This is a genomic window from Novosphingobium sp. B1 (assembly GCF_900176395.1).
Classification (GTDB): domain Bacteria; phylum Pseudomonadota; class Alphaproteobacteria; order Sphingomonadales; family Sphingomonadaceae; genus Novosphingobium.
This window is the reverse complement of record NZ_FWXL01000004.1, coordinates 1-26,296: the sequence shown is the minus strand read 5'-3', so window position 1 is coordinate 26,296 and position 26,296 is coordinate 1. Positions and strand designations below refer to the sequence as shown.

The following is a 26,296-nucleotide window of genomic DNA, read 5'->3' as shown; positions in this document are numbered from 1 at the left end:
CAAATCGACTATAAATTGCGACAAGAATGCAAGGAAATCGGTGCAATGAACGGCAAGGATAGGCAGATCGACCAGTTTGACCGGAAGATCATCGATCTCTTGGCCCGCGACGGGCGCATGCCAATCACCGAACTTGCTGAAAAGGTTGGACTTTCCAAGACGCCATGCCAGGTGCGGTTGAAGCGCCTGATCGACGACGGCGTGATCCGCGGCTTCCGGGCAGTGGTGGACATGGCGCAGCTCGGGCTGGAGCACGTCGCTTTCACCGAAGTGAAGCTGTCCGATACGCGCGAGCAGGCACTGGCCGAGTTCAACCGCGGGGTCATGGCCATTCCCGAGATCGAGGAAGCGCACATGATCGCCGGCAATTTCGATTACCTGCTGAAAGTCCGCACTGCCGATATCCGCCGCTTCCGCATGGTGCTGGGCGAGAAGATCTCCACGCTGCCGCATGTCTCGAACACCAGCACTTTCGTGGTGATGGAGCCGGTGAAGGAACAGTCGATCAGGGTGTGATGGCGCGCGACCGACAGGACAAGCCATCAAGGAACACGCCGACGCAAAGCGCTGCGTGGGCGGCAAGCGCGGGCTCGTCGAAGCTGTCTTCCACCCGATAGAGCTTGCGGCTGACCATTCCGGCCAGCGTCAGGTCGAAGAAGGCAAGTGCGCTGCGTTGTGGCGCGCTGCAGGTCAACAGGCCCTTCTCGGTCCATTGTGCCAGACGCGCTGTAAGCATGGCGTTGAGCGGGTCCACAGCGACAGCGCGGTAGGTTTCGCCCACTTCGGGAAAGAGATGGCCCTCGGCAATCGCCATGCGCCCAACGAAGATGCTCTCGTCCGAAAGGATCCAGGCTAGCGCGCGAAGGGCGAAAGTTTCGAGCCAGGCACGTGGTTGGGCATCGTCCAGGCCCGTCATGTCCACCGCATCACGCCAGCGTTCGGCAATGCGCGCGACGACCGCCTCGAACAGGGCTCGCTTGGTCGGAAAGTGCCGAAACATCGTGGGTTTCGAGCCGCCAAAGCGTTCGAGGATGCGGTTGGTGCTGGCTCCGGCGAAGCCTTCGGCCATGAATTCGGCCTGGGCAGCGTCGAGAACCCGCGCACGAACCACTTCGGGATTGCGGCTGACAGGGCTTCTCACTTGGTCTGTCCGTAATATAAAGAAACCAACTGGTGTATTTGATTCGCCATCTGGGGAGAATGACCGTGAGCGCTTTCATACGCAATGGCTGGTACATGGCCTGCTGGTCGCACGAGGTGCCGAATGGTGGCTTTCTTGCTCGCCGCCTGCTCGACAAGCCGTGGGTGATCTGGCGCAAGACCGATGGTGAAATGGTAATGATGGCGGATCGGTGCCCGCACCGCTTCGTGCCGTTGAGCCGGGGCGGGCGCGATGGCGACATGATGCGCTGTGGCTACCATGGGTTGGCCTTCGACAGCGCAGGCCATTGCGCGCACAACCCCTTCAGCGGCCAACCGCTCGATCTCGCGAGGGTGGAAGTGCTGCCGGTGGTCGAGAAGCACACTGGCGTATGGTTCTGGCCGGGCGATGCCGCGAAGGCCGACCCGGCGCTGATTCCGGACTACGGCTTCCTTGACCATGACAAGCCGTTGCATCGCGGCACGATCAGGATGGATGCCAGCTATGAGCTGGTGACAGACAACCTGATGGACCTGAGCCACGCCGAATTCATTCACAAGGACAGCTTCGGCGTGAACGGTTCCCTGCTGACCTGTGGCCAGCACGAGGTGCTTCAGGACGAGAACGGCGCGATCTGGAACAACTGGACGATGCCGGACTCCGCCCCTCCCGTCTGGGCCGTGCCGATGCTGCCCGAGGGTGCAAAGACCGATCAGTGGCTGCACATGCGCTGGAATGCGCCGTCCAGCCTGGCGCTGTTCATCGGGCTGGCGCGATCCGGCACCAACCGCAAGGACATGGTCGTGCCGCCGATGGGCGATCCGCATATCCTGACCCCGGAGACGGCAACTTCGACGCACTATTTCTACACGCATGAGCCTACGCCGGAGGCCCACGCATTGCTCGAGAAGGCCTTCCTCGAGGAGGACCACCCGATGCTGCACGCCCAGCAGGAAGCGATGGGCGATGGCGATTTCTGGGACCTGCGCCCGGTCATCCTGCCGTCCGATGCAGGCGCAATTCGCGTGCGGCGGCGCATGATGCAGTTGCGCCGGGCCGAGGCCGGAGAAGCCGCCTGTACCGAAGCGGTTGCTGCAGAATGAGGCTGACGGGGCCAGCGCGCGCTCAGAACATCGGGTGCGCGTTGGCCGACTTTTCCGGGATCGGCTGAATCACGTCCCAATGTTCGACGATCTTGCCGTCCTTGAGGCGGTAGAAATCGGCGACGGCTGCGCCACGCGCGGCAGGATCGGGTTTTACGAAGATGTGGATGGCGGCAAGATCGCCGTCGACGATGATCTTGCGCACCTCGAAGCTGCGGTTGCGATCCGAGAACATTGGCTTCAGCAAGGAAATGGCGGCATCGCGGCCATCGGGAACGCCGGGATTGTGCTGAATGTAATCGGGCGCGACGTACATCTCGAAGGCCTGTTTCACGTCGCGCTCGCCATAGAACAGGTGCGCGAAGTCCTCGATGACATGCCGATTGTCAGGCTGGGCGGGACCGTTGCCAAGCAGGGCCACGGCCATGAGTGGCGCCAGCAGGGCGACGGTCCGGCGCATCAGGCGACCTTCACCGTCTTCTCGTCGTTGTTGAATGCCGGAAAGGGCAGGTAGGACACGCGCAGGCGCTGCTGGAGTGCCAGCTTGTGCTCGCCTGCAGGGAACCCGCCGGGGCGTGCGACGGTGATCGTGGCGACCGCACCGAACAGCCAGCGGCGGTCATAGGCGGTTTCCATCTCGTCGAGCGACAGGGCGCCATGGCCATCGTCGAAGCTGATCACGGCGCGAGGCAGGGCTTCGCCATCTATGCTGACGGCAAGATCCTCGACCATCGAGAGGCCGATGCCGCGATAGTAGCCGAGCTTGGTCTCGAACGAGAAGCCGGTCGGCGCATCGGACGGGCCGGTGTTGCGCACGGAGGCAGCGTCAATGATATACTTGTCGAACATCAGGCGGCATCCTTCGCAGCGTGGCGGGCCTCGGCCTTGGCAATCAGGCGCTCGAACATGACATGCTGGCGGCGGACCTGCTCCCGGCTGTCAATGTTCTGCACGTCCTGCACCCAGCGGTTGCCTTCGTATTCGCTGGACAGCGTACCTTCCCAGCCGCAGCCGACCAGAGCATCGATCACGTCCTCATAGGCGATCGAGGGATCGGTGCAGTCCTCGTTCATTTCATAGAACTTGGCCTGGATATGGTGGAAGTACGGCGCGTAGTCGGGGAGGCGCTTGGGGTTGGCATATGGCGCGTGGCGCAGGGTTTCCGCCATGGCCACTTCGGCCTTGTTGCCCTGCATCTTCACCGCCACTTCGTAGATCGTATACTCGGCCATGATCTTCTGTTCGTGCTGGTCGACGATGAACCGCGTGACCTCGGGCCGGGCGCCCTGGCGTTCGAATCTGGCGCGGAAGGCGGGCGGGTAGTGCTTCATGAAGATGCCCATGTCGGGCAGGATGCCAAGGTGCTTGGTACCAAGGCGATCGGCCTCGTCGATGGTGCGCAGGATCCAGGCATGTTCGAGATGCCAGGGGGCGTGGACTTCGACGCCCATGTGCACGTCAAGTTCTTCGGCATAGGGCACGCAGCGGCCAAGGATGTCGGGGCGCACGAAGACCAGCACGCGCATGTTGCGGATGCCGAGCCGGTTGCACAGCTTCAGGTCCCGCACGATGCTCTCGACCTGCTCGTCATCGGACATTAACCGATCCTTGCGCAGCTTGGTGTCGAGGAACATGTCGTAGGCGGTGAAGTGGCAGCCGTGGCGGGCGACCATCGCCTTCCATTCCTCGACCTCGGCATCCGACAGGTGCGGGAAGGAGGGCATGTTCTGTTCGGGCAGGACCTCGATGCCGGTCGCGCCGATGGACGCTGCGAAGGACACGCAGTCCTCCACGCTCATCTGGCCGAGAAACATCTCTTCCTGGAAGGAATAGAGGCTTACGCCCCGCTTTATCTTTGACATGGGATCCTGCTTTTCCTGGAAGATCAGGCTGCGACAGCTTGCGGTTGACGGGGGGCAACGATGAACCACGTGATCAGGGCGATCACGATGCCCAGCATGCCTGCGATCAGGAAGGCGCCCTGCATCGTGCCGCTCGACGTGCGGGCGACGCTGACCAGCAGCGGCGAGACGAACTGGCCGAAGAAGAATGCCGAAGTCCACACGCCCATGCCGCGGCCGCGGTGCTCGAACGGCAGATAACCCTGCGCCCAGGCGATCAAGGTTGGCACCGCCATCCCAGCGCCGGTCTGCTGCAGCGCCATGCCCGCGACCATGCCCTTCCAGTCGCCGGCCGTACCGATCACGGCAAGGCCGGAGCCAAGCAGCAGCAGGAAGATGGTCAACTGGGCGCGCGCGCCAAGACGGCCAGTGGTCCAGAAGATCAGCGCGCCGACGATCACGAACATGCTCGGAATCGTGGTCAGGCGCCCGATTTCCTTGGGGTCCGACACTCCCAGTTCCTGCCAGACAATGCCGCCGTTGATGATGAAGACGTAGTACAGCGCGCCACCGAACAGGGTGACCAGGCCGAACAGGGCGACCCCCTTCCACGGGAATGGCGTGCTGGCTTCGGCCCCGATGCCGAGCATCTTGCGGGCGGTGTCGTCGTTCTCAGGCTCGTAGATGAAGGCCAGCATGGCGATGAAGCAGAGGAAGCCGACGCCGTAGATCGCGAAGACCGCATTCCAGCTCATCGATGCGAGATAGCCCGAGGTAAAGATCACCGCGCTGCCGAAGAAGGGCCCCACGATGCCCTGCATCGAAAGCCAGCGATAGCGGCCCTTTTCGTCCCAGTAATCGCCGATCAGCGTGTTCACGGTGGTGAGGATGGCGGCTTCGGCAACCCCCAGCAGCAAACGCGAGGCATAGATATGGTCGAGATTGTCGAGGACCATCGGCGCCATGCCGACGAAGCCGTAAAGGCCCGTCGACCACAGCAGGAGACGGCGGCGGCCGAACCTGTCGACCATCAGCCCCGCAAACAGGGCGAGGATGGCTACGGTCAGGCCAGGCGCGGAGACCATCGCCGGGACCTTGGTCGGCGCCGCAGGATCGCCAGAGAAGTGCGCGATCATCGCGGGCACAGCCGGGAACATCGACACGATGGCGACGATGGGCAGAAAGCCCGTCAAGACGATGGTTAGGCCTTGTGGAATGCCGGGTTGGCGCCTGACAGAGCTGCTCATCAAATCTCCCTGCAGCCGTCTGCGCAGCCGCATTCTAGAACCGTTATTCTTAAACGATATCCATCCCTCCGTGTCGTGAGTCAAGCTAATGGACTGGATGCCAAGCCATAAATTCCAAGCATGGTTCGACATAAAAATTACTTGCTTTGTGAATTGGTCAGGCCGTTCTAGATCGTCTGCAATCATCAGAGCAGCAACGAGAGGAACCGCGCGTCCGCCTGTTTCGGGAGCCGGTGCTACACTATGAAAAATATGGATATTCTCGTGATTGGTGCGGGCATTGGCGGGCTTTCTGCCGCCATCGCGCTGACACGCAAGGGCAATACCGTCACGGCGATCGAGCGTGATCCCAACTGGTCGGTCTATGGCGTCGGCATCATCCAGCAGTCGAACGTGCTGCGCGCGATGGACCAGCTCGGCGTGCTCGACAGGTTCATGGATGCGGCCTGCGGGTTCGATGCGGTGGAGATATTCCTGCCCGATGGCACCAAGGTTGCCCGGGTGCCGAGCCCGCGCCTGGTCGAGGGACGTCCGGCCAACGTCGGCATCGGCCGTCGCGCGCTGCAGAAGGTGCTGGGCGACACGGCCAAGGAGCTTGGCACCGAGATCCGACTCGGGATCACCGCCGATGATATTGTCGATGATGGCGAGAAGGTCGCCGTCACATTCTCGGATGGCTCGTCAGGCATCTACGATGTGGTGATCGGGGCTGACGGCGTCTATTCGCAGACGCGCGCCGCGATCCTGCCTGAAGCCGAGAAGCCGGTATTCACAGGTCAGGCAGTATGGCGCTACAACTTCCCGCGTCCTGACGGCCTCGATGCGCTGCAGGTCTACAATGGGCCGACCGGCGTCGGCCTCGTGCCGATGAGCGCGGACGTGATGTACATGTACGTCACCACGCCCGAGCCGGGCAATCCCTGGTACCCCAAGGAGGGCATTGCCGCCGCGATGCGGGCAAAGCTCGCCCACTGCTCGCCGGCGATCCGTGAGCTGGGTGAGCAGATCACCGACGATGAGGGCGTGGTCTATCGCCCGCTTGAAGGCATGCTGGTGCAGGGCGACTGGAGCAGGGGCCGGATCGGGCTGCTGGGCGATGCTGTTCACGCCACCACGCCGCACCTCGGCCAAGGTGCGGGCATGGCGATCGAGGATGCGATCGTCATCGCCGAGGAGCTTGAGCGCCACGATGACGTCGAATCCGCGCTGAAGGCCTATCGCGACCGTCGCTTCGAACGCTGCCGCTACATCGTCGAGAGCAGCCTTGCCATCTGCCACGGCCAGCTGGGCTTGGGGCCCGCGGTCGACAATCACAAGGCGACTGCCGAAATGTTCGGCGTCGTCTCGCAGCCAATCTGATTTCACGAAATTCAAGGAAGACATCCATGAGCCGCGTTACCGAAATCCGCTATGTCGGTTATGGCGTGAAGGAATTCGACGCCGAGAAAACCTATTACTCGGAGGTCTGGGGCCTCGATCCGGTCGGCGAGGACCAGGACCATGCCTGGTTCAAGGCGCAGGGGCATGACGAGCATCACGTGGTGCAGCTCCGCCGCGCAAACGAGAACCGCGTCGACGTGATCGCCCTTGCCGCCGATACTCGCGCTGATGTCGAGGCGCTGCGCGGCAAGGTTGCCGATGCCGGGTGCCAGATCGCCAGCGAACCGGTCGAGTTGACCTCGCCCGGTGGCGGCTATGGTTTCCGCTTCTTCTCGCCCGATGGCATGCTGTTCGAGGTGTCGAGCGACGTTGCCAAGGGCAGCAAGCGCGAACTCGAGCGCTGGGAAGGCGTGCCGGTGAAGATCAGCCACATCGTGCTGCATTCGCCAAACCATCAGGAAGCGGTAAAGTTCTTCTGCGACGTCCTGGGCTTCAAGGTGTCCGACTGGCTGGGCGATTTCATGTGCTTCCTGCGCTGCAATTCCGCCCACCATCGCATCGCGATCCTGCCGGGGCCGGCCTGTCTCAACCATGTCGCCTACGACATGCTCTCGGTCGATGACATGATGCGCGGCGCGCACCGCCTGAAGATCAAGGGCGTGAACATCCAGTGGGGTCCCGGCCGCCACACCGCTGGCAACAATACCTTCAGCTACTTCGTGACGCCCGGCGGCTTTGTCACCGAATATACCTCGGACCTCGAAGTGGTCGACTTCGACGCGCATGAGTTCAAGGTGCATGTGCCTGCGCCGATGGTCATGGACCAGTGGGGCATTGGCGTAGGCGGTCCGCAGACGATGCCGCATCCGCACGTCAACCCGGGCCTGTTCAAGACCCCCGAACTCGTCGGCGAGGCCTGATCCATGGCATTGTACGAACCGTTCCCTAACTACATCTGGAACCTCTCCGTCTCGATCGCAATGGAGAGCGGCGGACAGATCGGCGAAATCGTCGATATGTGCCAGCCGATCATCGATGCGGCGGCCAATGGTGGCGACGCCGGTACGCCGATGTTCATGAAGCAGTGGGCCGCCTATGGCGACAAGCTGATCGAACTTGCCGCCGAGGACGAGGCCAAGGGTCGCGCATTCTCGGCATCAAACAAGCTGGAGCGTGCCTCGCTCTACCTGCTGGTGGCCGAGCGCATGCAAGGCCACGGTGCGCCGGGGCGCAAGGAAACCTACGCCAAGGCTCTGGACTCCTTTGCGAAGTCGACGGCGCTGGGCAAGATCAACCGCGAACGGGTCGAAGTTCCTCTCGCCAATGGCACCATGCCCGCCCTCTACACGCGCGCCGAAGGGCCGGGGCCGCATCCGGTGGTGGTCTATTGCAACGGCCTCGATAGCTGCAAGGAGCTGCTCTACTGGAGCCGCCTGCCTGAAGCCTTGGCCCGCCGTGGCGTTTCGACGCTGTGCGTCGACCAGCCCGGTTCCGGCGAAACGCTGCGCCTGCAGGGCCTGCCGGTTGATCCGCACTCTGAGAACTGGGCCAGCAAGGCAGTCGATTGGCTCGAACAGCAGCCCGATGTCGATCCGAAGCGCATCGGCATGACCGGCATCTCGCTCGGCGGCCACTTTGCGCCGCGTGCCGTGGCCTACGAGCCGCGCTTTGCCAGCGGCGCGGTGTGGGGCGCCAACCACAACTGGCGCGAAGTGCAGGACAAGCGCATGAAGCGCGAGGGCGAAAACCCGGTCCCGCACTACTGGGCGCACGTGATGTGGGCCTTCGGTGCCGAGACGATGGAAGAATTCCTCGAGAAGTCGACCGACATGAACCTCAACGGGCACATCGATTCCATCAAGGTCCCGTTCCTCGTGACCCACGGCGCGCATGACCGCCAGATCAGCGTGTCATATGCCGATGACCTCTACGACCAGCTGGTCAATTCCCCCCGCCGCGAGAAGGTGATCTTCACCGCCCGTGAAGGCGGCGTCGAACACGTCGGTGCAGACAACATGAGCTATGGTCGTGACCTGATCGCCGACTGGTTCGCCGAGACGCTTGGGGGGCACACCGCATGACACGCCGTTTCGTCGATCTTTCGATCTATCTCGAGAACGACGTGATCACCGATCCGCCGTTCCTGCGTCCGAAGATCGAATACCAGAAGCATGGCGAGACGATGCCCGAACTGGGCTTCTTCTTCCCCGGCGTGACGCCCGAGCAGACGCCCGACGGCGCGGGCTTCGCGGCGGTCGAGAACGTGACGCTGACCACGCACAACGGCACGCACCTCGATGCGCCGTGGCACTTCCACCCGACGATGGACGGCAAGGATGGCGAACCTGTGCCATCGATGACCATCGACGAAGTGCCGCTGGAATGGTGCTTCCAGCCGGGCGTGAAGCTGGACTTCCGCCACTTTCCCGACGGTTATGTCGTCACCGCGCAGGACGTGGAAGACGAACTCAAGCGCATCGGGCACGAGCTGAAGCCGCTCGAGATCGTCATGGTCAACACCGCTGCCGGCAAGGCGGTGGGCGATCCCAACTATGTCAGCATCGGCTGCGGCATGGGTTATGAGGCGACAATGTACCTGACATCACGCGGGGTCCGCGTGACCGGGACCGACGCCTGGAGCTGGGACGCGCCGTTCGTCCACACTGCCGAGAAGGTCAAGGAAACCGGCGACACATCGCTGATCTGGGAAGGTCACAAGGCCGGTCGCGACATCGGCTATTGCCACCTCGAAAAGCTGCACAACCTTGAAGTGCTGCCGGCCGACGGTTTCATGGTCAGCTGCTTCCCGCACAAGATCAGGGGCGCATCGGCTGGCTGGACCCGCGCTGTGGCGATCTTCGAGGATTGACCCGTTTTCGCCCTCATCACTGCTGCTTGGACGGGGGAGTGGTGAGGGCGGAAAGCCCTAGCGAAAATCTTCGATGCGGAAGCCTTGCGCAAAGGCGGTGACGAGGCTTTGCGTATCGAGCCGGTCAAACATCGGCAGGCGGCCCAGACGGCGCACGCCGCCCATCGCGCAGATCGTGGCTTCGCTGTCCTCGTTGGCATCGCCGACGAAGGCCGCGCCATGAATGGCAACGCCGCGCGAACGCAGCGCCTCGAACGTCAGCAGCGAGTGGTTGATCGTGCCCAGCGCCGTGCGGGCAACGACAATGACCGGGAGGTTCCACCAGGCAAAGACATCGGCGTAAGTGGTGCCGCGGGTCACGGGCACCAGTGCGCCGCCGGCGCCTTCGACCACCAGTGGACGCGCTGCCGGCAATGCAAGCCGCGCAAGATCGATCACCACGCCATCGATCTCTGCCGCACGGTGCGGCGAACAGGGGGTGTTCAGGCGATAGGCTTCGGGCAGGACGTGGTCTGCCGGGACGCCGGCCAGACGCGCAACGTGCTCGCGGTCCGCACCATCATCAAGGCCAGCCTGAACCGGCTTCCAATAGTGCGCCTGCAGTGCTCCGGTCAGCGCTGCGGAGAAGATCGTCTTGCCGATGCCGGTATCAGTGCCGGTGACGACAAAGGCGCTCATCGCAGTGCCTCCGAAAGAGCTGCGCCCAGCGCGTCGACACCCTCGGCGGTGGCATTGAGAGTCAGCGAGATGCGCAGGCGGCTGGTGCCTTGCGGGACGGTCGGCGGGCGTATGCCGCGAACGTCAAATCCCTTGGCCTGGAGCGCCGAGGCGACGGCCATGGTGCGGGCATCCTCGTGCAGGACCAGCGGCAGGATCTGCGAGCCTGTGGGCAGCGCACCATGCGGTGCCAGCACGCTCTCGGCATGGGCAACAAGCGCGCGCAGGGCTTCGCGACGCTGCGGCTCGTCGGCCATGATTCGCATCGCTTCGCGCACGGCTGCGCAGACCAGCGGCGAAGGCGCGGTTGAAAAAATGAAGGGCCGCCCGCGGTTGACCAGGAAATCGCGCACGACCTTGGGCGCCAGCACAAGCGCGCCTTCGCAGCCCATGGCCTTGCCGCAGGTGCGCAGCACTATGGTATCGGACCGGCCATCGAGCGTGGCAGCAATGCCGCGTCCGTCTGGGCCGAAGACGCCGGTGGCATGGGCTTCGTCGATCAGCATGATCGCATGGTGCCGTTCGGCGACCTGCGCCATCGCGGCGACGTCGGCCATGTCGCCATCCATGGAATAAAGCGTCTCGAAGGCAAGCCAGATACGGCCGGTGTTGCCCTGGGCGCGCCATTCGCGCGCGGCATCGTCGAAGCTTTGCGGATAGTTGTGCGCAGCGCTGACGGCAGTCGCTCGGGTCAGACGCAGGCCTTCGTGCATCGAGGCGTGGATGAGCTCGTCATATACGATCAGGTCGCCGCGCTGTGGCAGGGTGGAGAGCAGCGCAACGTTGGCGGCATAGCCCGCCGAGAAGAACAGCGCGGATTCGCTGCCGAAAAAGCGCGCGGCTTCCTCTTCAAGCAGCTCATGCTCGGGATCGTTGCCGCGCAGCAGGCGAGAGCCGCCCGAGCCGAGCGGAACGCCACGTCCGATCGCGTCCTGCACCGCTGCAGCGAGGCGGGGCGACGAGGACATCGCGAGGTAATCGTTCGAGGCGAAGTCGACCCCGCGCCGGGGCGCAAGGCTGCGCAGGCGGGCCTTTTCGCCCAAGGCCGCAAGGTCGGCGACATGCGCCGACCATAGCGAGCCCGTGCGGGTCACGCTGTCAGCCATCAGGCCGCGCAGCCCCCCGAACAGCCTCCGACCGCCTTCATCGCCCGCATCGGCTCTTCGCCTTCCATCGGCTTGAGGCCGAGGCGGGCGAACATGGCGGCATCGGCATCATCGCCAGCGTTGGCAGCCGTAAGGAGCTTGTCGCCCGTGAAAATCGAGTTCGCGCCAGCCATGAAGCATAGCGCCTGCGTGGCTTCGGACATCGATTCACGGCCTGCCGACAGGCGCACCATCGACAGCGGCATGGTGATGCGCGCGACCGCAACGGTGCGGACGAACTCGATATCGTCGATCTTGGCGAGCGGGGTATCGGCCAGCATGTCACCCAGCACGGTGCCCTTGATCGGTACGAGCGCGTTCACCGGCACGCTTTCCGGGTGCTGTTCGAGCGTGGCGAGGGCATGGACGAAGCCCACGCGATCGGCGCGGGTCTCGCCCATGCCGACGATGCCGCCCGAGCAGACGTTGATGCCCGCGCTGCGCACGTTGTCGAGCGTCTGGAGACGGTCGGCGAAAGTGCGGGTGGTGATGACTTCCTCGTAGCGTTCGGGCGAGGTATCTATGTTGTGGTTGTAGTAGTCGAGCCCTGCCTCGGCGAGCTGCGCCGCCTGGCCCGGCGTCAGCATGCCCAGCGTCATGCAGGTTTCCATGCCCATCTCGCGCACGCCCTTGATCATGGCGATGATCGCCGGCATGTCGCGCTCCTTGGGGTTGCGCCAGGCAGCACCCATGCAGAAGCGCTTGGAGCCGTTGTCCTTGGCCTGCGCAGCGGACTGCAGCACCTTCTGCACTTCCATCAGCTTCGTCGCCTCGACGCCGCTGTCCGCCTTGATCGACTGCGAGCAATAGCCGCAGTCTTCCGGGCAGCCGCCGGTCTTGATCGAAAGCAGCGTGCAAAGCTGCACTTCGCCGGCATGGTGATGGGCGCGGTGGACTTCGGCGGCGCGGAACAGAAGCTCGGTGAACGGCAGGTCAAACAGTGCAGCGATCTCGTCGCGCGTCCAGTCGGTGCGGACGGAAGTTGCCGCGACAGTCGTTGCGCCGAGACGGGTGAGGGTATCTTGCACGAAGCCTGTTCCTTAAGAATCCGGTGTTGCCAGCGCCCTTAGCCTAATTGCAGGCAGCATGCTCAAGTGAATTAGCGAAGCCATGGACGCGAGATTTGCATTTCACCTGCCGCAACGCGTTCGCTGTTGCCGATCGGCAATGCAATGTTGCGCGACCTGTGCTGTCATTGTTTCGGCAATCCGGGCAGGACATGCCCTGCCCTAACCGACATATTTGTATGTGTTGCTTACAATAGCGCTTCGGAGTATTCTTGCCGGCATGGAGAGGTTGAACCAGATCATCGCGGCGCACGCTGGGCGCGAAGGCCCGCTGCTGCCGCTTCTGCATAATGTGCAGGCGGAATATGGCCATGTTTCGGAAGAGGCGATCCGTACCATTGCCCTTGCGCTGAACTTGAGCCGGGCCGAAGTGCAGGGTGTCGTCAGCTTCTACCATGATTTCCATGAAGAGGCTGATGCGCGCCCGGTGCTGAAGCTGTGCCGGGCCGAGGCGTGCCAGGCGCGTGGCGTGGATGCGCTGGCTGCTGCGCTGCCTGATCAGGAGCGCGTCAGGATCGAGACGGTCTATTGCCTGGGCCTTTGTTCGGTCGGGCCGAACGCCATGGTGGGCAACAAGGTCCATGCCCGGCTCGATGCGGCGAGGCTGGGCGCGCTGGTGGAGACGCTGGCATGACAATTGTGCGGATCAGCGACGACGCGCTGGCGCTGGCCTGCGGCGCGGACGAGGTTGCGGCGGCGTTCGTGGCGGCGGGCTGCACGGTGGAGCGCGTGTCGTCAAGGGGCATGCACTGGCTTGAGCCAATGGCCGAGATCGGCGGGCAGGGGTTCGGCCCGCTTGTGCCCGCAGATGTCGCGGCAGTTCTTGGCCGAACGTCGACGAAGGCTGTCGGACGGATCGAGGAGCATCCCTTCATTGCGCGGCAGCAGCGCTTCACATTTGCACGGGCAGGCAAGACCCGGCCCCTCAGCCTTGAGGATTACGCCGCGCATGGCGGTTGGCAGGGGCTCGCCAGGGCGCGCGAAGTGGGGCCAGGGGCGACGATTGCGCAAGTGACCGAGTCCGGCCTGCGCGGACGAGGAGGCGCGGGCTTTCCGGCGGGGATCAAGTGGACGACTGTGGCCAAGGCCCAAGCCGACCGGAAATACATCGTCTGCAATGCCGACGAGGGCGACAGCGCCACATTTGCCGACCGCATGGTGATGGAAGGCGATCCTTATCTGCTGGTCGAAGGCATGGCGATTGCTGCCCATGCCGTCGGTGCGCAGAAGGGCTACGTCTATATTCGCAGCGAATACCCGCACGCGATTGCCAAGATGCAGGCGGCGGTGCGCGCTTCGGCCCATCTCGTCGCGCCGTTCGAACTTGAGGTGCGCGTGGGCGCGGGCGCCTACGTCTGCGGTGAGGAAACTTCGCTGCTCAACAGCCTTGAGGGCAAGCGCGGCGAGGTGAGGGCAAAGCCGCCGCTACCGGCATTGGAAGGGTTGTTCGGCAAGCCGACCGTGGTCAACAACGTGCTGACGCTGGCTGCGGTGCCGTGGATCATGGCCAATGGCGCGGCAGCTTATGCCTCGGTCGGCTTTGGCCGTTCCAAGGGGACAATGCCGATCCAGATCGCGGGCAACGTGAAGCATGGCGGGCTGTTCGAAGTGGGCTTCGGCATCACGCTGGGCGAACTGGTCAACGAGATAGGCGGCGGCACTGCTTCGGGCCGTCCGGTCCGCGCGGTGCAGGTGGGCGGGCCACTCGGCGCCTATCACGCACCGTCCGATTTCCACCTGCCCTTCGACTACGAAGCCTTCGCCGCAGCCGATGGTCTTATCGGCCACGCCGGGATCACCGTGTTCGACGATACCGCCGACATGAGCCGCCAGGCCCGCTTCGCCATGGAGTTCTGCGCGGCGGAATCCTGCGGCAAGTGCACGCCCTGCCGCATCGGCTCCACGCGCGGCGTCGAGCTGATCGACCGCATCCGCGCCCGCTCCGGTCGCGCGCCGGACAAGGTCGAGGCGCTGCCGCAGATGCACAACGCCCGCAAGGTCGAGCGGTCACTGGCCGACGAGATCGTCCTGCTCGAAGACCTGTGCGAGACGATGAAGTTCGGCTCGCTCTGCGCACTCGGCGGCTTCACGCCCTATCCGGTGCTCTCGGCGCTGCGCAATTTCCCCGAGGACTTCGGTGCCGCTTCGGCAAGGGAAGCCGCGGAATGATCTTGGGCGCCGTCCTCGCCGGTGGCCGCTCCACCCGCTTCGGCAGCGACAAGGCGCTCGCCGAACTGGGCGGGCGCACCCTGCTGGCGCGGGCCGTGGACGCCTTGGCGGCGCAATGTGAAGCGGTGGTCGTGGTGGGCCGGGAAGAGGCCCCCGCGCCGACCCTCCCCGATTGGCCGCGCGCGGACATGGGGCCACTGGGCGGCATCGCCGCCGCGCTCCACCATGCGCGCGATGCGGGTTACGATGAGGTGCTCACCTGTCCGGTTGACGGCATTGGTCTGGGCGAAGGTCTTGCGGCGCAGCTCGCCCCGGCCCCCGCCTATTGCGAAAGCCAGCCGGTGATCGGCCTGTGGCCTGCCACTGCCTCGGCCGCGCTCGATGCCCTGCTGACCAACTACGCGCGCCATTCGATGCGTGCATTTGCCGAACTTGTCGGTGCACGCGCGGTGCGCCTTTCCGAAAATCCTGCTAATATCAATACACCGGCGGATCTGATGGCCGCCGAGGAGCGATCCCATGGGTTATGAACGCCAGGCAGACTTTGGCACCCCGGAAGTCCGCAGCGATACGGCAGTGACCTGCTTTATCGATGGCCGCGAAGTCACCGTGCCTTCGGGAACGACTGTGATGCGCGCTGCCGCGCTGACCGGCGGTTCCATTCCCAAGCTCTGCGCCACCGACAATCTCAAGCAGTTCGGTTCCTGCCGCCTGTGCCTTGTCGAAATCGACGGCATGCGCGGAACGCCCGCATCCTGCACGACGCCTGTCGCCGAGGGCATGAAGGTCCACACTCAGACGCCGCGCCTGCAGAAGCTGCGCAAGGGGGTGATGGAACTCTACATCTCCGATCACCCGCTCGACTGCCTCACCTGCAGCGCCAACAACGATTGCGAGCTGCAGGACCAGGCCGCCGCCGTCGGCCTGCGCGATGTGCGCTATGGCTACCAGGGCGAGAACCACTTGGGCGCCATGCCCGATATCTCGAACCCCTACTTCGACTTCGATCCATCGAAGTGCATCGTCTGTTCGCGCTGCGTGCGCGCGTGCGACGAAGTGCAGGGGACGCTGGCGCTGACCATCGACGGGCGCGGGTTCGGCAGCAAGGTTTCGGCAGGGCTGGCTTCGGACAGCTTCCTGTCGTCAGAATGCGTATCGTGCGGCGCCTGCGTGCAGGCTTGCCCGACCGCGACCTTGCAGGAGAAGGCGGTCAAGGAGATCGGCAAGCCTGAACGCGCGGTCGTGACCACTTGCGCCTATTGCGGCGTAGGCTGCACCTTCCGCGCCGAGATGCGTGGTGAACAACTTGCGCGCATGGTGCCGTGGAAGGACGGCAAGGCCAATCGCGGACACTCCTGCGTCAAGGGCCGTTTCGCCTGGGGCTATGCCCAGCATCAGGAGCGCATCCTCTCGCCGATGATCCGCGAATCCATCGACCAGCCCTGGCGCGAAGTTTCGTGGGAAGAGGCGCTGACTTACGCCGCCGGTCAGATCAACCGCATCCGCGAGACCTACGGCCGCAATGCGCTGGGCGGCATCACCTCGAGCCGCTGCACCAACGAGGAAACCTTCCTCGTGCAGAAGCTGATCCGCGCAGGCTTCGGCACCAACAACGTCGATACTTGCGCGCGCGTCTGCCACTCGCCGACCGGCTATGGCCTCAAGACCACGTTCGGCACGTCTGCAGGCACGCAGGATTTTGACAGCGTCGAGGACAGCGACGTCATCCTCGTCATCGGCGCCAACCCGACCGATGGCCACCCCGTCTTCGCCAGCCGCATGAAGCGCCGCCTGCGTCAGGGTGCAAAGTTGATCGTGATCGACCCGCGCCGGACCGATCTGGTCCGCTCACCCCACATCGAGGCAAACTTCCACCTGCCGCTGCGCCCCGGCACGAACGTGGCGATCCTGACGGCAATCGCGCATGTGATCGTGACCGAGGGCCTGGCCAACGAAGCGTTCATCCGCGAGCGTTGCGATTGGGACGAATACCAGCACTGGGCCGAATTCGTTTCGGCAGAGCGCAACAGCCCCGAGTTCCTGTCGCCCGTGATTGGCGTGGATGCGCAGGCTATCCGTGGCGCGGCGCGGCTTTACGCGACCGGCGGCAATGGGGCGATCTACTACGGGCTGGGCGTGACCGAGCACAGCCAGGGCTCGTCAACCGTCATGGCAATCGCCAATCTCGCCATGGCCACCGGCAACATCGGCCGCCGCGGAGTTGGCGTGAATCCCTTGCGCGGGCAGAACAACGTGCAGGGCGCCTGCGACATGGGGTCTTTCCCGCACGAGCTTTCCGGCTACCGCCACGTCTCGGACAAGGCCACGCGCGACCTGTTCGAAGCCGAATGGGGCGTGGCGATCGATCCCGAACCAGGCCTGCGCATTCCCAACATGCTCGATGCCGCAACCGATGGTCAGTTCAAGGCGATCTATATCCAGGGCGAAGACATCCTCCAGTCCGATCCCGATACCAAGCACGTCGCGGCCGGCCTTGCCGCGATGGAATGCGTGATTGTCCACGACCTGTTCCTCAACGAGACCGCCAACTACGCCCACGTCTTCCTGCCGGGTTCGACCTTCCTCGAGAAGAACGGCACCTTCACCAATGCCGAGCGCCGCATCCAGCCGGTGCGCAAGGTGATGGAGCCCTTGAATGGTTACGAGGACTGGCAAGTCACGCAGGAACTGGCGCGCGCCATCGGACTCGATTGGAACTACACGCACCCGTCCGAGATCATGGACGAGATCGCGCGGCTTACCCCGACCTTCACAGGCGTGAACTACAAGCGGCTCGATGCCGAGGGTTCGCTGCAGTGGCCGGTGAACGACACGGCGCCCGATGGCTCGCCGATCATGCACATCGAAGGATTCGTGCGAGGGAAGGGCAAGTTTGTCGTCACCGACTACGTGCCGACCGACGAACGCACCGGCCCGCGCTTTCCGTTGCTGCTGACCACCGGGCGCATTCTCAGCCAGTACAACGTCGGCGCGCAGACCCGGCGGACCGCGAACACCGTCTGGCATCCCGAGGACGTTCTCGAAATCCACCCTACCGACGCCGAAAACCGTGGCCTCAAATCGGGTGACTGGGTGAAACTCGCCAGCCGTTCGGGCGAGACGACGCTGCGCGCGACGGTGACGGACCGTGTCGCGCCAGGCGTCGTCTATACAACCTTCCACCACCCGGCGACGCAGGCCAACGTCGTGACGACCGACTATTCGGACTGGGCAACGAACTGTCCGGAGTACAAGGTCACCGCCGTGCAGATCACGCCGTCCAATGGCCCGACCGACTGGCAGGAAGACTACGAAGCGCAGGCTTCGCGCTCGCGCCGCATTGCAGGCCATGACAGCGCGATGGAGCCGGCGGAGTGAGCGGGCAGACGGCTGAAAAGCTGGCCTACATGGCCAACCAGATCGCGCGCAATCTCACGCACGACGACAAGCCGGTGGCGGCGGTGGCAGACCATATCGTTGCGTTCTGGACGCCGCGCATGATCGACACGCTGATTGCGCAAGGCACTGCCGGGCTCGACAAGGTGGCGGCAGAAGCCGTCGCGCGGATTGCCGAGGGGCGCATACCTGCACCGCAATCGCGCGCAACCGATCCGCAAGTCCATGGCTCCGATGCCGGTTGAAGGTTCAGCGCGGTTTGCCGTAACCGAGCATTTCGCCGATGGCGCTCCGGCCCGAACGCTGGACCGGGTGTTGATCGAGGAAGCGCCGGTCGCGATCGAGATCAACGGCATCGGTTATGCCGTGATGATGGCAACGCCCGCCGACCTTGAGGATTACGCGCTTGGGTTCTGCCTTTCCGAGCAGTTGATCGCGTCACCTGCGGGGTTTCAAAGCGCGGATGCAGCAGCGGTGGATGGCGGCGGCTGGATGCTGCGCATCGCATTGACGGCGAGTGACGCCGCGCCCTTGCTCGAACGGGCACGGCTGCGGCTTGCCGAGGGATCTTGCGGGCTGTGCGGGATCGAGAGCCTTGAACAGGTCATGCGTCCGCTGCGGCCGGTCAAGAGCACGCTGGACCTCGAACCTGAGGCCGTATTCCGCGCTGCGGCTGGCTTACGGCAACACCAGGCGCTTGGCCGCGAGACCGGAGCGGCCCACGCCGCCGCGCTTTGCTCGTCCGCTGGCGACATCGTGCTGGTCCGCGAAGATGTCGGCCGTCACAACGCTTTCGACAAGCTGATCGGCGCCGCGCACCGGGCTGGGTTGGCAATGGCAGACCATTTCGTGCTGCTATCGGCCCGCTGCAGCTTCGAACTGGTGCAGAAGGCGGTCATTGCCGGGGTGCCAGCGCTTGCCACGATTTCGGCGGCATCGTCGCTGGCGGTGGAACAGGCCGCGGCGCATGGCCTGCGCCTGTTCAGTCTGGTTCGGTCCGACAGTCTCTTGGAAGCCTGAAGCCACCTGTGCCACACTCTTGCGGGATCGAACCGCAAGAGGACGGGTTTGGGCGCCATGGATACCGATCGACCGCAACCTGCAGCGCGTTACTCCGATCTGCGCAAGCCAGGGCGCGAGCGGCTGGTTTCGATCGCCCTGGCCGCGTTCTTCCATGTGGGCGTGCTCTGGGCGATAATTCATGGATTTGGCGGCGTGCCGGCGTTGACGGCGCTGGTCGAAGATCCGTTCACGACCCAGGCGTTCGATGTGCCGCTGGATCAGCCCAAGTCATCACCGACGCCGACTGCGCCCGAGCCTGCCGGGGCTTCAGGGGAAGAGGGCCGCAAGGCGCAAGCCGAGCAAGTGATCGCCAAGGCGCGCGTTCCGGCGCCCAAGCGCCCCGCTCCGCCGGTCGCATCGACGGGCACCGACGCGAGTTCAGGCGCCGCAGACAAGGGCGCAGGTGCCGGCGGAGGGGGCACCGGCACCGGCACGGGCAGCGGCGCGAGCGGCAACGGTTCGGGCGGAGGGCTTGCCCGCAAGGCCGAGAAGATCGCGGGCGACATACGATCGACGCGCGATTATCCGGCCAGCAGCCGCGATGATCGCATCGGCAAGCGCGTCGTCATCTTGCTGGACGTGGGAACCGACGGCCGGGTGACCGGTTGCCGGGTGTGGCGTGCCAGTGGGGTTCCCGAGGCCGACGCGATCACCTGCAGGCTTGCGGTCGAACGTTTCCGCTTTCGTCCGGCTACCGACGCTGATGGCGCCCCCGTCAGTTCGACTTATGGCTGGGAACAGCGCTGGTTCGCGCCTTGATGCTGCGCTGCGGCGAGGCTGTACTGCTCACTAAAGTAAACGAAGCCCCTGAAATGGGCTGAAATTGCGACAAGTTGCACCCCGAAATGCCAAAAATTTTCTGCATCGCAATGCAACCGCTGGCCACGAGGGGCGTTTGTTCAGCGATGGGACAGGTTCGCGCCACTGCGACCCCATGGCATCCGGAAGAACATCTCGCATGACCTCGCATACGCCTTCCTTCGACGCTGCTCCCAATTCCGATGCGGCTGTCGTTTCCTTCCTGCGCAGGGTGCCGCTTCAGGCGCCGCGCCGCGTCGCCCTGATTGGCGGCTTTCGTCCGCGCAAGTGTGGCATTGCCACCTTCACTACCGACATCTGGGAGCAGCTTGGGGGGCATCATCCCGAGATCCAGGTCGACCTGCATGTGGTGGACGATCCGCGCGCGCCGCTGTCCTATGACGGCATTCGCGGAACGATCCGTGCAGATCGCATCGAAGATTATCGCGCCGCCGCGCGCCGCATGAACGAAGATGCGGTCGATGCAGTCTGGCTTCAGCACGAGTACGGCATCTTTGGTGGCGAAGCGGGTGACATGGTTCTCGAACTGGTCGATCGGGTCGCTGCACCCCTGATCGTTACCCTGCATACCGTTCTCGAGCAGCCCTCCGATCATCAGCGGGCGGTGCTTGAACATATCCTGCGCCGCGCCTCGCGGGTGATGGTGATGTCGGACCACTCGCGCGGTCTGCTCCAGCAGATCTACGAAGTCGATGCCGAGCGCATCGCGGTGATCGCGCATGGGGCGCCGGATCGACCCTTCGGGCGAAATGCCGAGTTCAAGGAGCGGTTCGGGCTGTCGGGCCGCCAGGTCATGATGACCTTCGGTCTGCTGGGACCGGGCAAGGGTCTCGAAACCGTGATCGAGGCGCTCCCGCAGATCGTGGCTTCGCATCCCGACGTCGTTTATCGAATCGTCGGCGCCACGCATCCCAACCTGGTCGCACACGAGGGCGAGGCCTATCGTGAAGGGCTGCAGGCGCTTGCCGAAAACTTGGGAGTCGCAGGCAATATCGAGTGGGATAACCGCTTTCTCGATACTGACGAACTGCTCGACCAGCTCGAGGCGTGCGATATCTACCTGACGCCCTATCCCAACATGCAGCAGTCCACTTCCGGCACGCTGAGCTATGCCGTGGCCTTGGGCAAGGCGGTCGTCTCGACGCCTTACGTCCATGCCCGCGAACTGCTTGCCGATGGCTTCGGCGTGCTGGTTGAGCCAAGGAAGGCCGACGTGATGGCTGCGGCGGTTTGCCGCCTGCTTGACGATCCCCAGGAACTGCGCGCCGTGCAGAAGTGCGCCTGGGACAAGGGTCGCGAGACGATCTGGCCCTGTTTCGCAGGCGCAGCGCGCGATCTTGTCGAAGCCGTCGTTGCGCGACCCGCCCGCTCGGTACCGTTGCTGGCAACTCCCGGCTTTTCGGGTGTCATTGCCATGATGGACACAACCGGAATGCTGCAGCATGCCATCGGGGTGGTACCCGATCGTCGCCATGGCTATTGCCTCGACGACAATGTGCGCGCGCTCATGCTCATGGGTGAGGCGGATTCCGTCCCGTTGGCGGAGCGGCAGCGGTGGGCGACGGTCCATGCGTCTTTCATCCAGCATGCCTGGAATCCGGATAGGGCCGCTTTCCGCAACTTCATGAACTTCGATCGCACTTGGTGCGAGGATGTCGGCTCTGAAGACAGCAACGGGCGCACCGTCTGGGCTCTGGGCCATGCGATGAGCCATGCGCCCGATGCAGGTCTGCGCGCCTGGGCGGCGCAATGGTTCGACATCGCGCTGACGCCGGTCGCCAGGCTCTCTTCACCGCGCACGGTGGCCTTCGTGATGCTGGGCTGCATCGAGGCCCTCAAGGCGGACCCCGGGCATGGCGCCGCACGTGAGGCGCTTTCATTCGGCGCCGATCTTCTGCACAACCTTCTGGTTGCATCGCGCCGCCCGGACTGGGCATGGTTCGAAGCGGTGCTCGGTTACGACAACCCCCGCCTGTCGCAGGCCCTGATTGGTGCAGGCAAGGTGCTTGGCCGCGAGGATTGGCTTGAGAGCGGCCTGTCGAGCCTGCGTTTCATCGCTCGTCAGCAAGTTTCCGCCAAGGGTCATTTCCGCCCGGTAGGATCGGAAACGTTTGGTCGGCCTTACGAAAATCTCCCGTTCGACCAGCAGCCGCTGGAAGCGTGGGCCGCGATCGACGCTGCAGCCGAAGCCTGGCGCGCGACTGGCGACGATGGGTGGCTGCGTCATGCCGAAACGGCCTATCGCTGGTTTCTTGGCGGCAATGACCGTGAAGAGGTTCTGGCAGATATCGTTTCGGGCCGATGCCGCGATGGAGTGACGCCGCGCGGGGTCAATCTCAACTGCGGTGCCGAGTCGATACTGGCCTTCCAGTTGTCCCATTACGCGATGTATGCCCTGGCTCGCGCCACACGATCGCCGCAAAAGGTTGAAACCGACCGGCCCGCCGATCATTTGGTGCAGACGATGAACAGCAAGGGTACGCAACAGCTTGCGGGTGCTTGAACAAAGATTGCACGCCGACCCCTCGAGGGTTGTCCTCCGACCGTTCCACCTGGGCTGGCAAGGCCCGGGGGGTGAAAGCGCGCGCGCGCGCAAGCTCGTCGACGATGTCGTAAGCCTCACAGAAAGTGAGGCTGATGAAGAATATGCGCGCGTCCTGCATGACTTCGAGGAGCGCCACTGGCAAACCGAGTTGCTGTTCGAGGAACGCTACATCCAGATGGAGCGGATGCTCGGTTTCGACGGTGACGAACTGTCGCAGCAGCGCAAGCGGCTGATCGGGGCCTATTTCTGCCACGAATACACCTACGCCGCTGCGGCCCTGATGAATCCCAGCATCGTGCCTCATCCCGATCAGTCGGGCATGAGCGGTGGCGCGGTGCGGTTCGTGATGAGCCTGCGGGCCGTTGGCGAGGGGCACATCAGTTCCATCGTGTTCCGCGAAGGCATCGCCACGCCCGAGGGTTCGTTCGAACTCTGGCCCCAAAGCCATTTCGCGACAGCCATGCTGCCCGACGACAGCCTTGCCGCGTGCAAGAGCGACGATTGCCCGGTTACCGTGCACCGCCATTCCGAAAGCACCCTGTCCAATTCGGTGATCTTCCCGATTACCGAACAGCAGCGCGGCGGGCTTGAAGACCTCCGCCTGGTGCGGTTCGATCATGGCGGAGGGGACTACGAATGGGTCGGTACCTACACCGCCTACTCGGGTGCCTCGATCCGTTCGGAATTGCTGCGCACCAAGGATTTCCGGCGCTTCCTGCTCGAGCCCATCGAGGGGCGGGCCGGGCGCAACAAGGGCATGGCGCTCTTTCCGGAGAAGATCGGCGGCCAGTATTGCATGGTCGGGCGGCAGGACGGCAAGAACCTGTTCCTGCTGCGCTCTGACCGCATGGATCGCTGGGACGACGATGGCGTCCTGCTGATGGAGCCTGAATTCCCTTGGGAGTTCGTGCAGATCGGCAACTGTGGCAGCCCGATCCTCACCGATCACGGGTGGCTCCTGCTCACGCATGGCGTCGGGGCGATGCGCAAGTACGCGCTGGGTTGTGCCCTGCTCGATCGCGATGATCCCTCGAAGGTCATCGCCCGTTCGCGTAAACCCCTGCTCACCGCGATCGACGCAGATCGTTTCGGTTACGTGCCGAACGTCGTCTATACCTGCGGCGCCTTGCTGGTCGGCGAGCAACTTCTTGTGCCCTATGGCATTTCCGATAGCGCCGTTGGCTTCGCTACGACTTCGGTCAGCGAGATGCTGGCAAGGATGCTCGATACTGCCTAATAGCAGCTTCCGGGCCGCAGCAATCCGAACCTTTCAAGGCAGAAAATGACCGACATCATCCCCGTAATCCTGTGTGGCGGCAGCGGCACCCGCCTGTGGCCCCGTTCGCGCAAGGCGATGCCCAAGCCGTTCCTGCCACTGGTCGGGGATGACACGCTGTTCACGGCAACATTGCTGCGTTGCACGCGCGATTTCGGCTTTGCCGATCCGGTCGTGGTGACCGGAGCAGCTCACCTCGAGCACGTCGAAAGCCAGTTGCCTGATCGCGACGCCACGAAGATCATCGTGGAACCCGAAGGTCGCAATACGGCCGCAGCAATTGCGCTGGCAGCATTCTCCGTTCCCGAAGACAGCATCATTCTCGTCTGCCCGAGTGACCATCACATCGGCGATTGCGATGCGTTTCGCACGGCTGCCAAGGAGGCCGCTGCCCTTGCTGCAGATGGTTGGCTGGTCTCGTTCGGGATCGAGCCAACGGCGCCGGAAACGGGCTATGGATACCTCAAGCAGGGCGAACCGATCAGCGGCTCGGGCGGACGAAAGGTCGCGCGATTTGTCGAGAAGCCCGATCTTGCCCGTGCAAGCGAGTTTCTTGCCAGCGGTGAATATGCCTGGAACGGCGGCATCTTTGCGTTTCGTGCCGGCACTTTCCTCGAGGAACTGGAGCGGCATCGCCCGCAGATCCTCGAAGCGGTGCGGCAATCGGTGCAGGCAGGCCGGACGGAGGGGCAGCGGTTCTATCCCGATGCCGAGGCATTCGCGCGCGTTAAAAGCGAATCGGTCGATTATGCGGTCATGGAAAACACCGATCGCGCTGCGATGATGCCAGCAACAATGGCGTGGTCGGACATCGGCAACTGGCAGGCGCTGCACGATGCGCAGGAATGCGACGAAGCGGGCAATTCCGTGCGTGGCAATGCGGAACTGCGAGATTGTTCGAACGTCATGGTCATGAGCGATGGCCCTCGCGTTTCGGTTGTCGGCGCTTCCAATCTGATCATCGTGGTCGATGGTGATGAAGTGCTGGTCTGCACCCCGGAAGGCGCACAGGGAGTCGGCAAACTGTCCGGAGCCGTCAACCAGTGAAAATGCTGCCGAAGCGCATGGTCGAGAAGCCTTGGGGGAAGGATGTCCTGCCAGCCCCGTTCACGGCGCCGGAAGGCCAGCGCATCGGCGAAATCTGGTTCGAACCACCACCCGAGATGCCCGACATTCTGGTGAAATACATCTTTACCAGCGAAAAGCTGTCGGTGCAGGTTCATCCCAGCGATGCGCAGGCTCGCGAACTGGGCGAAAGCGACCGCGGCAAGGAAGAATGCTGGCTGGTGCTCGATGCCGAACCGGGGGCGACGCTGGGTATCGGCTTCAAGGCGCCGATCGACGCCAAACGCATGCGCGAAGCGGCACTCGATGGCACTATCGAGGACCTGATGGAATGGCACCCGGTGCAGCGGGGTGATTGCTTCTATATTCCCGCAGGGACCGTTCACGCCATCGGCGCCGGAATCACGCTGGTCGAAATCCAGCAAAACAGCGACATAACCTACCGGCTTTACGATTACGGCCGCCCGCGGGAATTGCACCTCGACAAGGGTGTGGCCGTTGCCGAGGGCGATGTTACTGCGGGAATCCGTCGCAAGGTTGAGTTGGACAAACCACCAGCGGATTGCGTGGTTAGCGGCAGGTTCTTCACCGTCGATCTGGTCGGAGAAGAGGGCGAGGCCCATGGTCCCGTACTTGTCCTGCCCTTGGCCGGAAATCTCGAATTTGGCGAGGTTGAAGTTGAACCTGGCGATTGCGCGTGGCTCGCGGAAGGGCAAGCCATTACTGCAGGTAGCGATGGCGCGGCGTTGTGTATCATGAATGCATTGATGCCTGTGTAGATTCGTGTGTTGATCGTTGCGTTTTTTGCACCCGCCGTTCAGCTTCCCGCGAGGTAGATTCTGTGACCTTCTTGCTCGGCGGGGACGATTGTAGTCGGTTCAGGGCTTGGCTTCCTGCCCACTTCACCTCTTCTAGCATGGCATGTGCGGCTCGAGATTTGCCATCTGGCACATGCCGAACCCGCGGTCGTCCACGCCTCGCCACTGGATAAATCAACTGTACGTCAGCGGGTAGATCTACTGGTGCCGGGAAATATTGACGGCCCAGCGTATGCCTCGTGCACTGAGCGCCTGTCGGAACGGCGCTTACAAGCCATAGCCGGCGTCTGCTTGGACGCTGCCGAAGCGCACGCCGTCAGCAATGACCCGGTCGATCTCCTTCATGGCGATGTCGGGCTTCATGCATAAGTTTGGAAATCTTCGGGGCACGCCGGCCCTCTCCATACGGGCCGGGTCGGTGGTCCAGCTTTCCGGCAGATAGAGCCGCAAACCCAACATGACCGACACCTCCCCCAAAGCCAGGGTCACCAACACGAGCGTTTGGCACTTCGAGTTCTTGCCCAATACCCTAGCACTTCTGTGGTTGCCGTCCGTTGCGCAAGAGGCTTTCGGCTTGAATGAGCAAATGATCGAGTGCGGTCTTCTGTCAGGCCTTTGAATGCGGCATTTCAGAAG

General features: G+C 63.6%; 25 protein-coding genes and 1 pseudogene. 17 read left to right on the top strand and 9 right to left on the bottom strand.

Going from position 1 to position 26,296, the window contains the following annotated elements; translation table 11 throughout:
* The first annotated feature begins 45 nt into the window (after nucleotides 1-45).
* Entirely contained in the window at nucleotides 46-516 is a 471-nt protein-coding gene (locus B9A23_RS08115; protein ID WP_084278692.1) for an Lrp/AsnC family transcriptional regulator, read from the top strand.
* Here B9A23_RS08115 and B9A23_RS08110 read toward each other — a convergent pair.
* Nucleotides 506-1,141 carry a TetR/AcrR family transcriptional regulator gene (locus tag B9A23_RS08110; RefSeq protein WP_084278386.1) on the bottom strand — a complete coding sequence of 212 codons (636 nt, stop codon included), beginning with the start codon at nucleotides 1,139-1,141 and terminating at the stop codon, nucleotides 506-508. The two genes, B9A23_RS08115 and B9A23_RS08110, sit on opposite strands and share 11 nt — an antisense overlap.
* Nucleotides 1,142-1,206: 65 nt before the next feature.
* On the opposite strand from B9A23_RS08110, the gene B9A23_RS08105 reads away from it, so the two are divergent.
* Nucleotides 1,207-2,244: an aromatic ring-hydroxylating dioxygenase subunit alpha gene (locus tag B9A23_RS08105; protein WP_084278691.1), complete on the top strand. Its 1,038-nt coding sequence runs from the start codon at nucleotides 1,207-1,209 to the stop codon at nucleotides 2,242-2,244.
* A 22-nt stretch (nucleotides 2,245-2,266) separates the two neighbouring features.
* Here the strand turns inward: B9A23_RS08105 and B9A23_RS08100 are convergent, their stop codons facing one another.
* Genes B9A23_RS08100 through B9A23_RS08085 form a run of 4 tightly spaced genes read right to left on the bottom strand, consistent with a single transcriptional unit; the run spans nucleotide 2,267 to nucleotide 5,332 of the window.
* Nucleotides 2,267-2,704: a nuclear transport factor 2 family protein gene (locus B9A23_RS08100; RefSeq protein ID WP_084278385.1), complete on the bottom strand. Its 438-nt coding sequence runs from the start codon at nucleotides 2,702-2,704 to the stop codon at nucleotides 2,267-2,269.
* On the bottom strand, nucleotides 2,704-3,093 hold the full coding sequence (locus B9A23_RS08095; protein ID WP_084278384.1) for a C-glycoside deglycosidase beta subunit domain-containing protein: 390 nt from the start codon (nucleotides 3,091-3,093) through the stop codon (nucleotides 2,704-2,706). Before B9A23_RS08095 ends, B9A23_RS08100 begins: the two co-directional genes overlap by 1 nt.
* Entirely contained in the window at nucleotides 3,093-4,106 is a 1,014-nt protein-coding gene (locus B9A23_RS08090) for a sugar phosphate isomerase/epimerase family protein (RefSeq protein ID WP_084278383.1), read from the bottom strand. Before B9A23_RS08090 ends, B9A23_RS08095 begins: the two co-directional genes overlap by 1 nt.
* A gap of 23 nt (nucleotides 4,107-4,129) precedes the next feature.
* A complete protein-coding gene (locus tag B9A23_RS08085) occupies nucleotides 4,130-5,332 on the bottom strand; it encodes an MFS transporter (protein WP_084278382.1) in 1,203 nt (400 codons plus the stop codon).
* 243 nt (nucleotides 5,333-5,575) lie between these two features.
* Here B9A23_RS08085 and B9A23_RS08080 point away from each other — a divergent pair, with 243 nt between their 5' ends.
* The 4 genes from B9A23_RS08080 to B9A23_RS08065 are packed head-to-tail and all read left to right on the top strand — an operon-like array spanning nucleotide 5,576 to nucleotide 9,581.
* Nucleotides 5,576-6,691 carry an FAD-dependent oxidoreductase gene (locus B9A23_RS08080; RefSeq protein ID WP_084278381.1) on the top strand — a complete coding sequence of 372 codons (1,116 nt, stop codon included), beginning with the start codon at nucleotides 5,576-5,578 and terminating at the stop codon, nucleotides 6,689-6,691.
* A gap of 26 nt (nucleotides 6,692-6,717) precedes the next feature.
* Nucleotides 6,718-7,632: a VOC family protein gene (locus B9A23_RS08075; protein WP_084278380.1), complete on the top strand. Its 915-nt coding sequence runs from the start codon at nucleotides 6,718-6,720 to the stop codon at nucleotides 7,630-7,632.
* 3 nt (nucleotides 7,633-7,635) lie between these two features.
* On the top strand, nucleotides 7,636-8,793 hold the full coding sequence (locus B9A23_RS08070) for an alpha/beta hydrolase family protein (protein WP_084278379.1): 1,158 nt from the start codon (nucleotides 7,636-7,638) through the stop codon (nucleotides 8,791-8,793).
* On the top strand, nucleotides 8,790-9,581 hold the full coding sequence (locus B9A23_RS08065; RefSeq protein ID WP_084278378.1) for a cyclase family protein: 792 nt from the start codon (nucleotides 8,790-8,792) through the stop codon (nucleotides 9,579-9,581). Before B9A23_RS08070 ends, B9A23_RS08065 begins: the two co-directional genes overlap by 4 nt.
* A 57-nt stretch (nucleotides 9,582-9,638) precedes the next feature.
* Here B9A23_RS08065 and bioD read toward each other — a convergent pair whose 3' ends face one another.
* The 3 genes from bioD to bioB are packed head-to-tail and all read right to left on the bottom strand — an operon-like array spanning nucleotide 9,639 to nucleotide 12,471.
* Complete coding sequence (gene bioD, locus B9A23_RS08060) at nucleotides 9,639-10,259, bottom strand: dethiobiotin synthase (protein WP_084278377.1); 621 nt, start codon at nucleotides 10,257-10,259, stop codon at nucleotides 9,639-9,641.
* Entirely contained in the window at nucleotides 10,256-11,404 is a 1,149-nt protein-coding gene (locus B9A23_RS08055) for an 8-amino-7-oxononanoate synthase (RefSeq protein WP_084278376.1), read from the bottom strand. Before B9A23_RS08055 ends, bioD begins: the two co-directional genes overlap by 4 nt.
* On the bottom strand, nucleotides 11,404-12,471 hold the full coding sequence (gene bioB / locus B9A23_RS08050; protein WP_084278375.1) for a biotin synthase BioB: 1,068 nt from the start codon (nucleotides 12,469-12,471) through the stop codon (nucleotides 11,404-11,406). Before bioB ends, B9A23_RS08055 begins: the two co-directional genes overlap by 1 nt.
* Nucleotides 12,472-12,730: 259 nt before the next feature.
* Here bioB and B9A23_RS08045 point away from each other — a divergent pair, with 259 nt between their 5' ends.
* The 11 genes from B9A23_RS08045 to B9A23_RS07995 all read left to right on the top strand — a co-directional run bounded on the left by B9A23_RS08045 (nucleotide 12,731) and on the right by B9A23_RS07995 (nucleotide 25,621).
* Nucleotides 12,731-13,144, top strand: a complete 414-nt coding sequence (locus B9A23_RS08045) for an NAD(P)H-dependent oxidoreductase subunit E (protein WP_084278374.1) — start codon at nucleotides 12,731-12,733, stop codon at nucleotides 13,142-13,144.
* Nucleotides 13,141-14,679, top strand: a complete 1,539-nt coding sequence (locus tag B9A23_RS08040; RefSeq protein ID WP_084278373.1) for an NADH-ubiquinone oxidoreductase-F iron-sulfur binding region domain-containing protein — start codon at nucleotides 13,141-13,143, stop codon at nucleotides 14,677-14,679. Before B9A23_RS08045 ends, B9A23_RS08040 begins: the two co-directional genes overlap by 4 nt.
* Nucleotides 14,676-15,209 carry a molybdenum cofactor guanylyltransferase gene (locus B9A23_RS08035; RefSeq protein ID WP_084278372.1) on the top strand — a complete coding sequence of 178 codons (534 nt, stop codon included), beginning with the start codon at nucleotides 14,676-14,678 and terminating at the stop codon, nucleotides 15,207-15,209. The genes B9A23_RS08040 and B9A23_RS08035 overlap by 4 nt, the downstream gene beginning before the upstream one ends.
* Nucleotides 15,199-18,057, top strand: a complete 2,859-nt coding sequence (fdhF, locus tag B9A23_RS08030) for a formate dehydrogenase subunit alpha (protein WP_084278371.1) — start codon at nucleotides 15,199-15,201, stop codon at nucleotides 18,055-18,057. The genes B9A23_RS08035 and fdhF overlap by 11 nt, the downstream gene beginning before the upstream one ends.
* On the top strand, nucleotides 18,054-18,320 hold the full coding sequence (locus B9A23_RS08025; protein WP_084278370.1) for a formate dehydrogenase subunit delta: 267 nt from the start codon (nucleotides 18,054-18,056) through the stop codon (nucleotides 18,318-18,320). Before fdhF ends, B9A23_RS08025 begins: the two co-directional genes overlap by 4 nt.
* Entirely contained in the window at nucleotides 18,301-19,095 is a 795-nt protein-coding gene (gene fdhD / locus B9A23_RS08020) for a formate dehydrogenase accessory sulfurtransferase FdhD (protein ID WP_084278369.1), read from the top strand. The genes B9A23_RS08025 and fdhD overlap by 20 nt, the downstream gene beginning before the upstream one ends.
* 57 nt (nucleotides 19,096-19,152) lie before the next feature.
* The gene (locus B9A23_RS08015; RefSeq protein ID WP_139797385.1) at nucleotides 19,153-19,896 is read left to right on the top strand and encodes a TonB family protein; all 744 of its coding nucleotides are present in this window, start codon (nucleotides 19,153-19,155) and stop codon (nucleotides 19,894-19,896) included.
* A 199-nt stretch (nucleotides 19,897-20,095) separates the two neighbouring features.
* Nucleotides 20,096-22,459 carry a glycosyltransferase family 4 protein gene (locus tag B9A23_RS08010; protein ID WP_139797384.1) on the top strand — a complete coding sequence of 788 codons (2,364 nt, stop codon included), beginning with the start codon at nucleotides 20,096-20,098 and terminating at the stop codon, nucleotides 22,457-22,459.
* A gap of 7 nt (nucleotides 22,460-22,466) precedes the next feature.
* Complete coding sequence (locus B9A23_RS08005; RefSeq protein ID WP_254895047.1) at nucleotides 22,467-23,738, top strand: glycoside hydrolase family 130 protein; 1,272 nt, start codon at nucleotides 22,467-22,469, stop codon at nucleotides 23,736-23,738.
* A gap of 45 nt (nucleotides 23,739-23,783) precedes the next feature.
* Entirely contained in the window at nucleotides 23,784-24,824 is a 1,041-nt protein-coding gene (locus B9A23_RS08000; protein ID WP_084278366.1) for a mannose-1-phosphate guanylyltransferase, read from the top strand.
* A gap of 2 nt (nucleotides 24,825-24,826) precedes the next feature.
* Nucleotides 24,827-25,621 (top strand): class I mannose-6-phosphate isomerase, encoded by a 795-nt coding sequence (locus B9A23_RS07995; protein ID WP_084278365.1) that lies wholly within the window; start codon nucleotides 24,827-24,829, stop codon nucleotides 25,619-25,621.
* Nucleotides 25,622-25,784: 163 nt separating this feature from the next.
* Here the strand turns inward: B9A23_RS07995 and B9A23_RS07990 are convergent.
* A pseudogene (locus B9A23_RS07990) lies at nucleotides 25,785-26,185 on the bottom strand (transposase); the annotation flags it as partial.
* Nucleotides 26,186-26,296 lie beyond the last annotated feature (111 nt).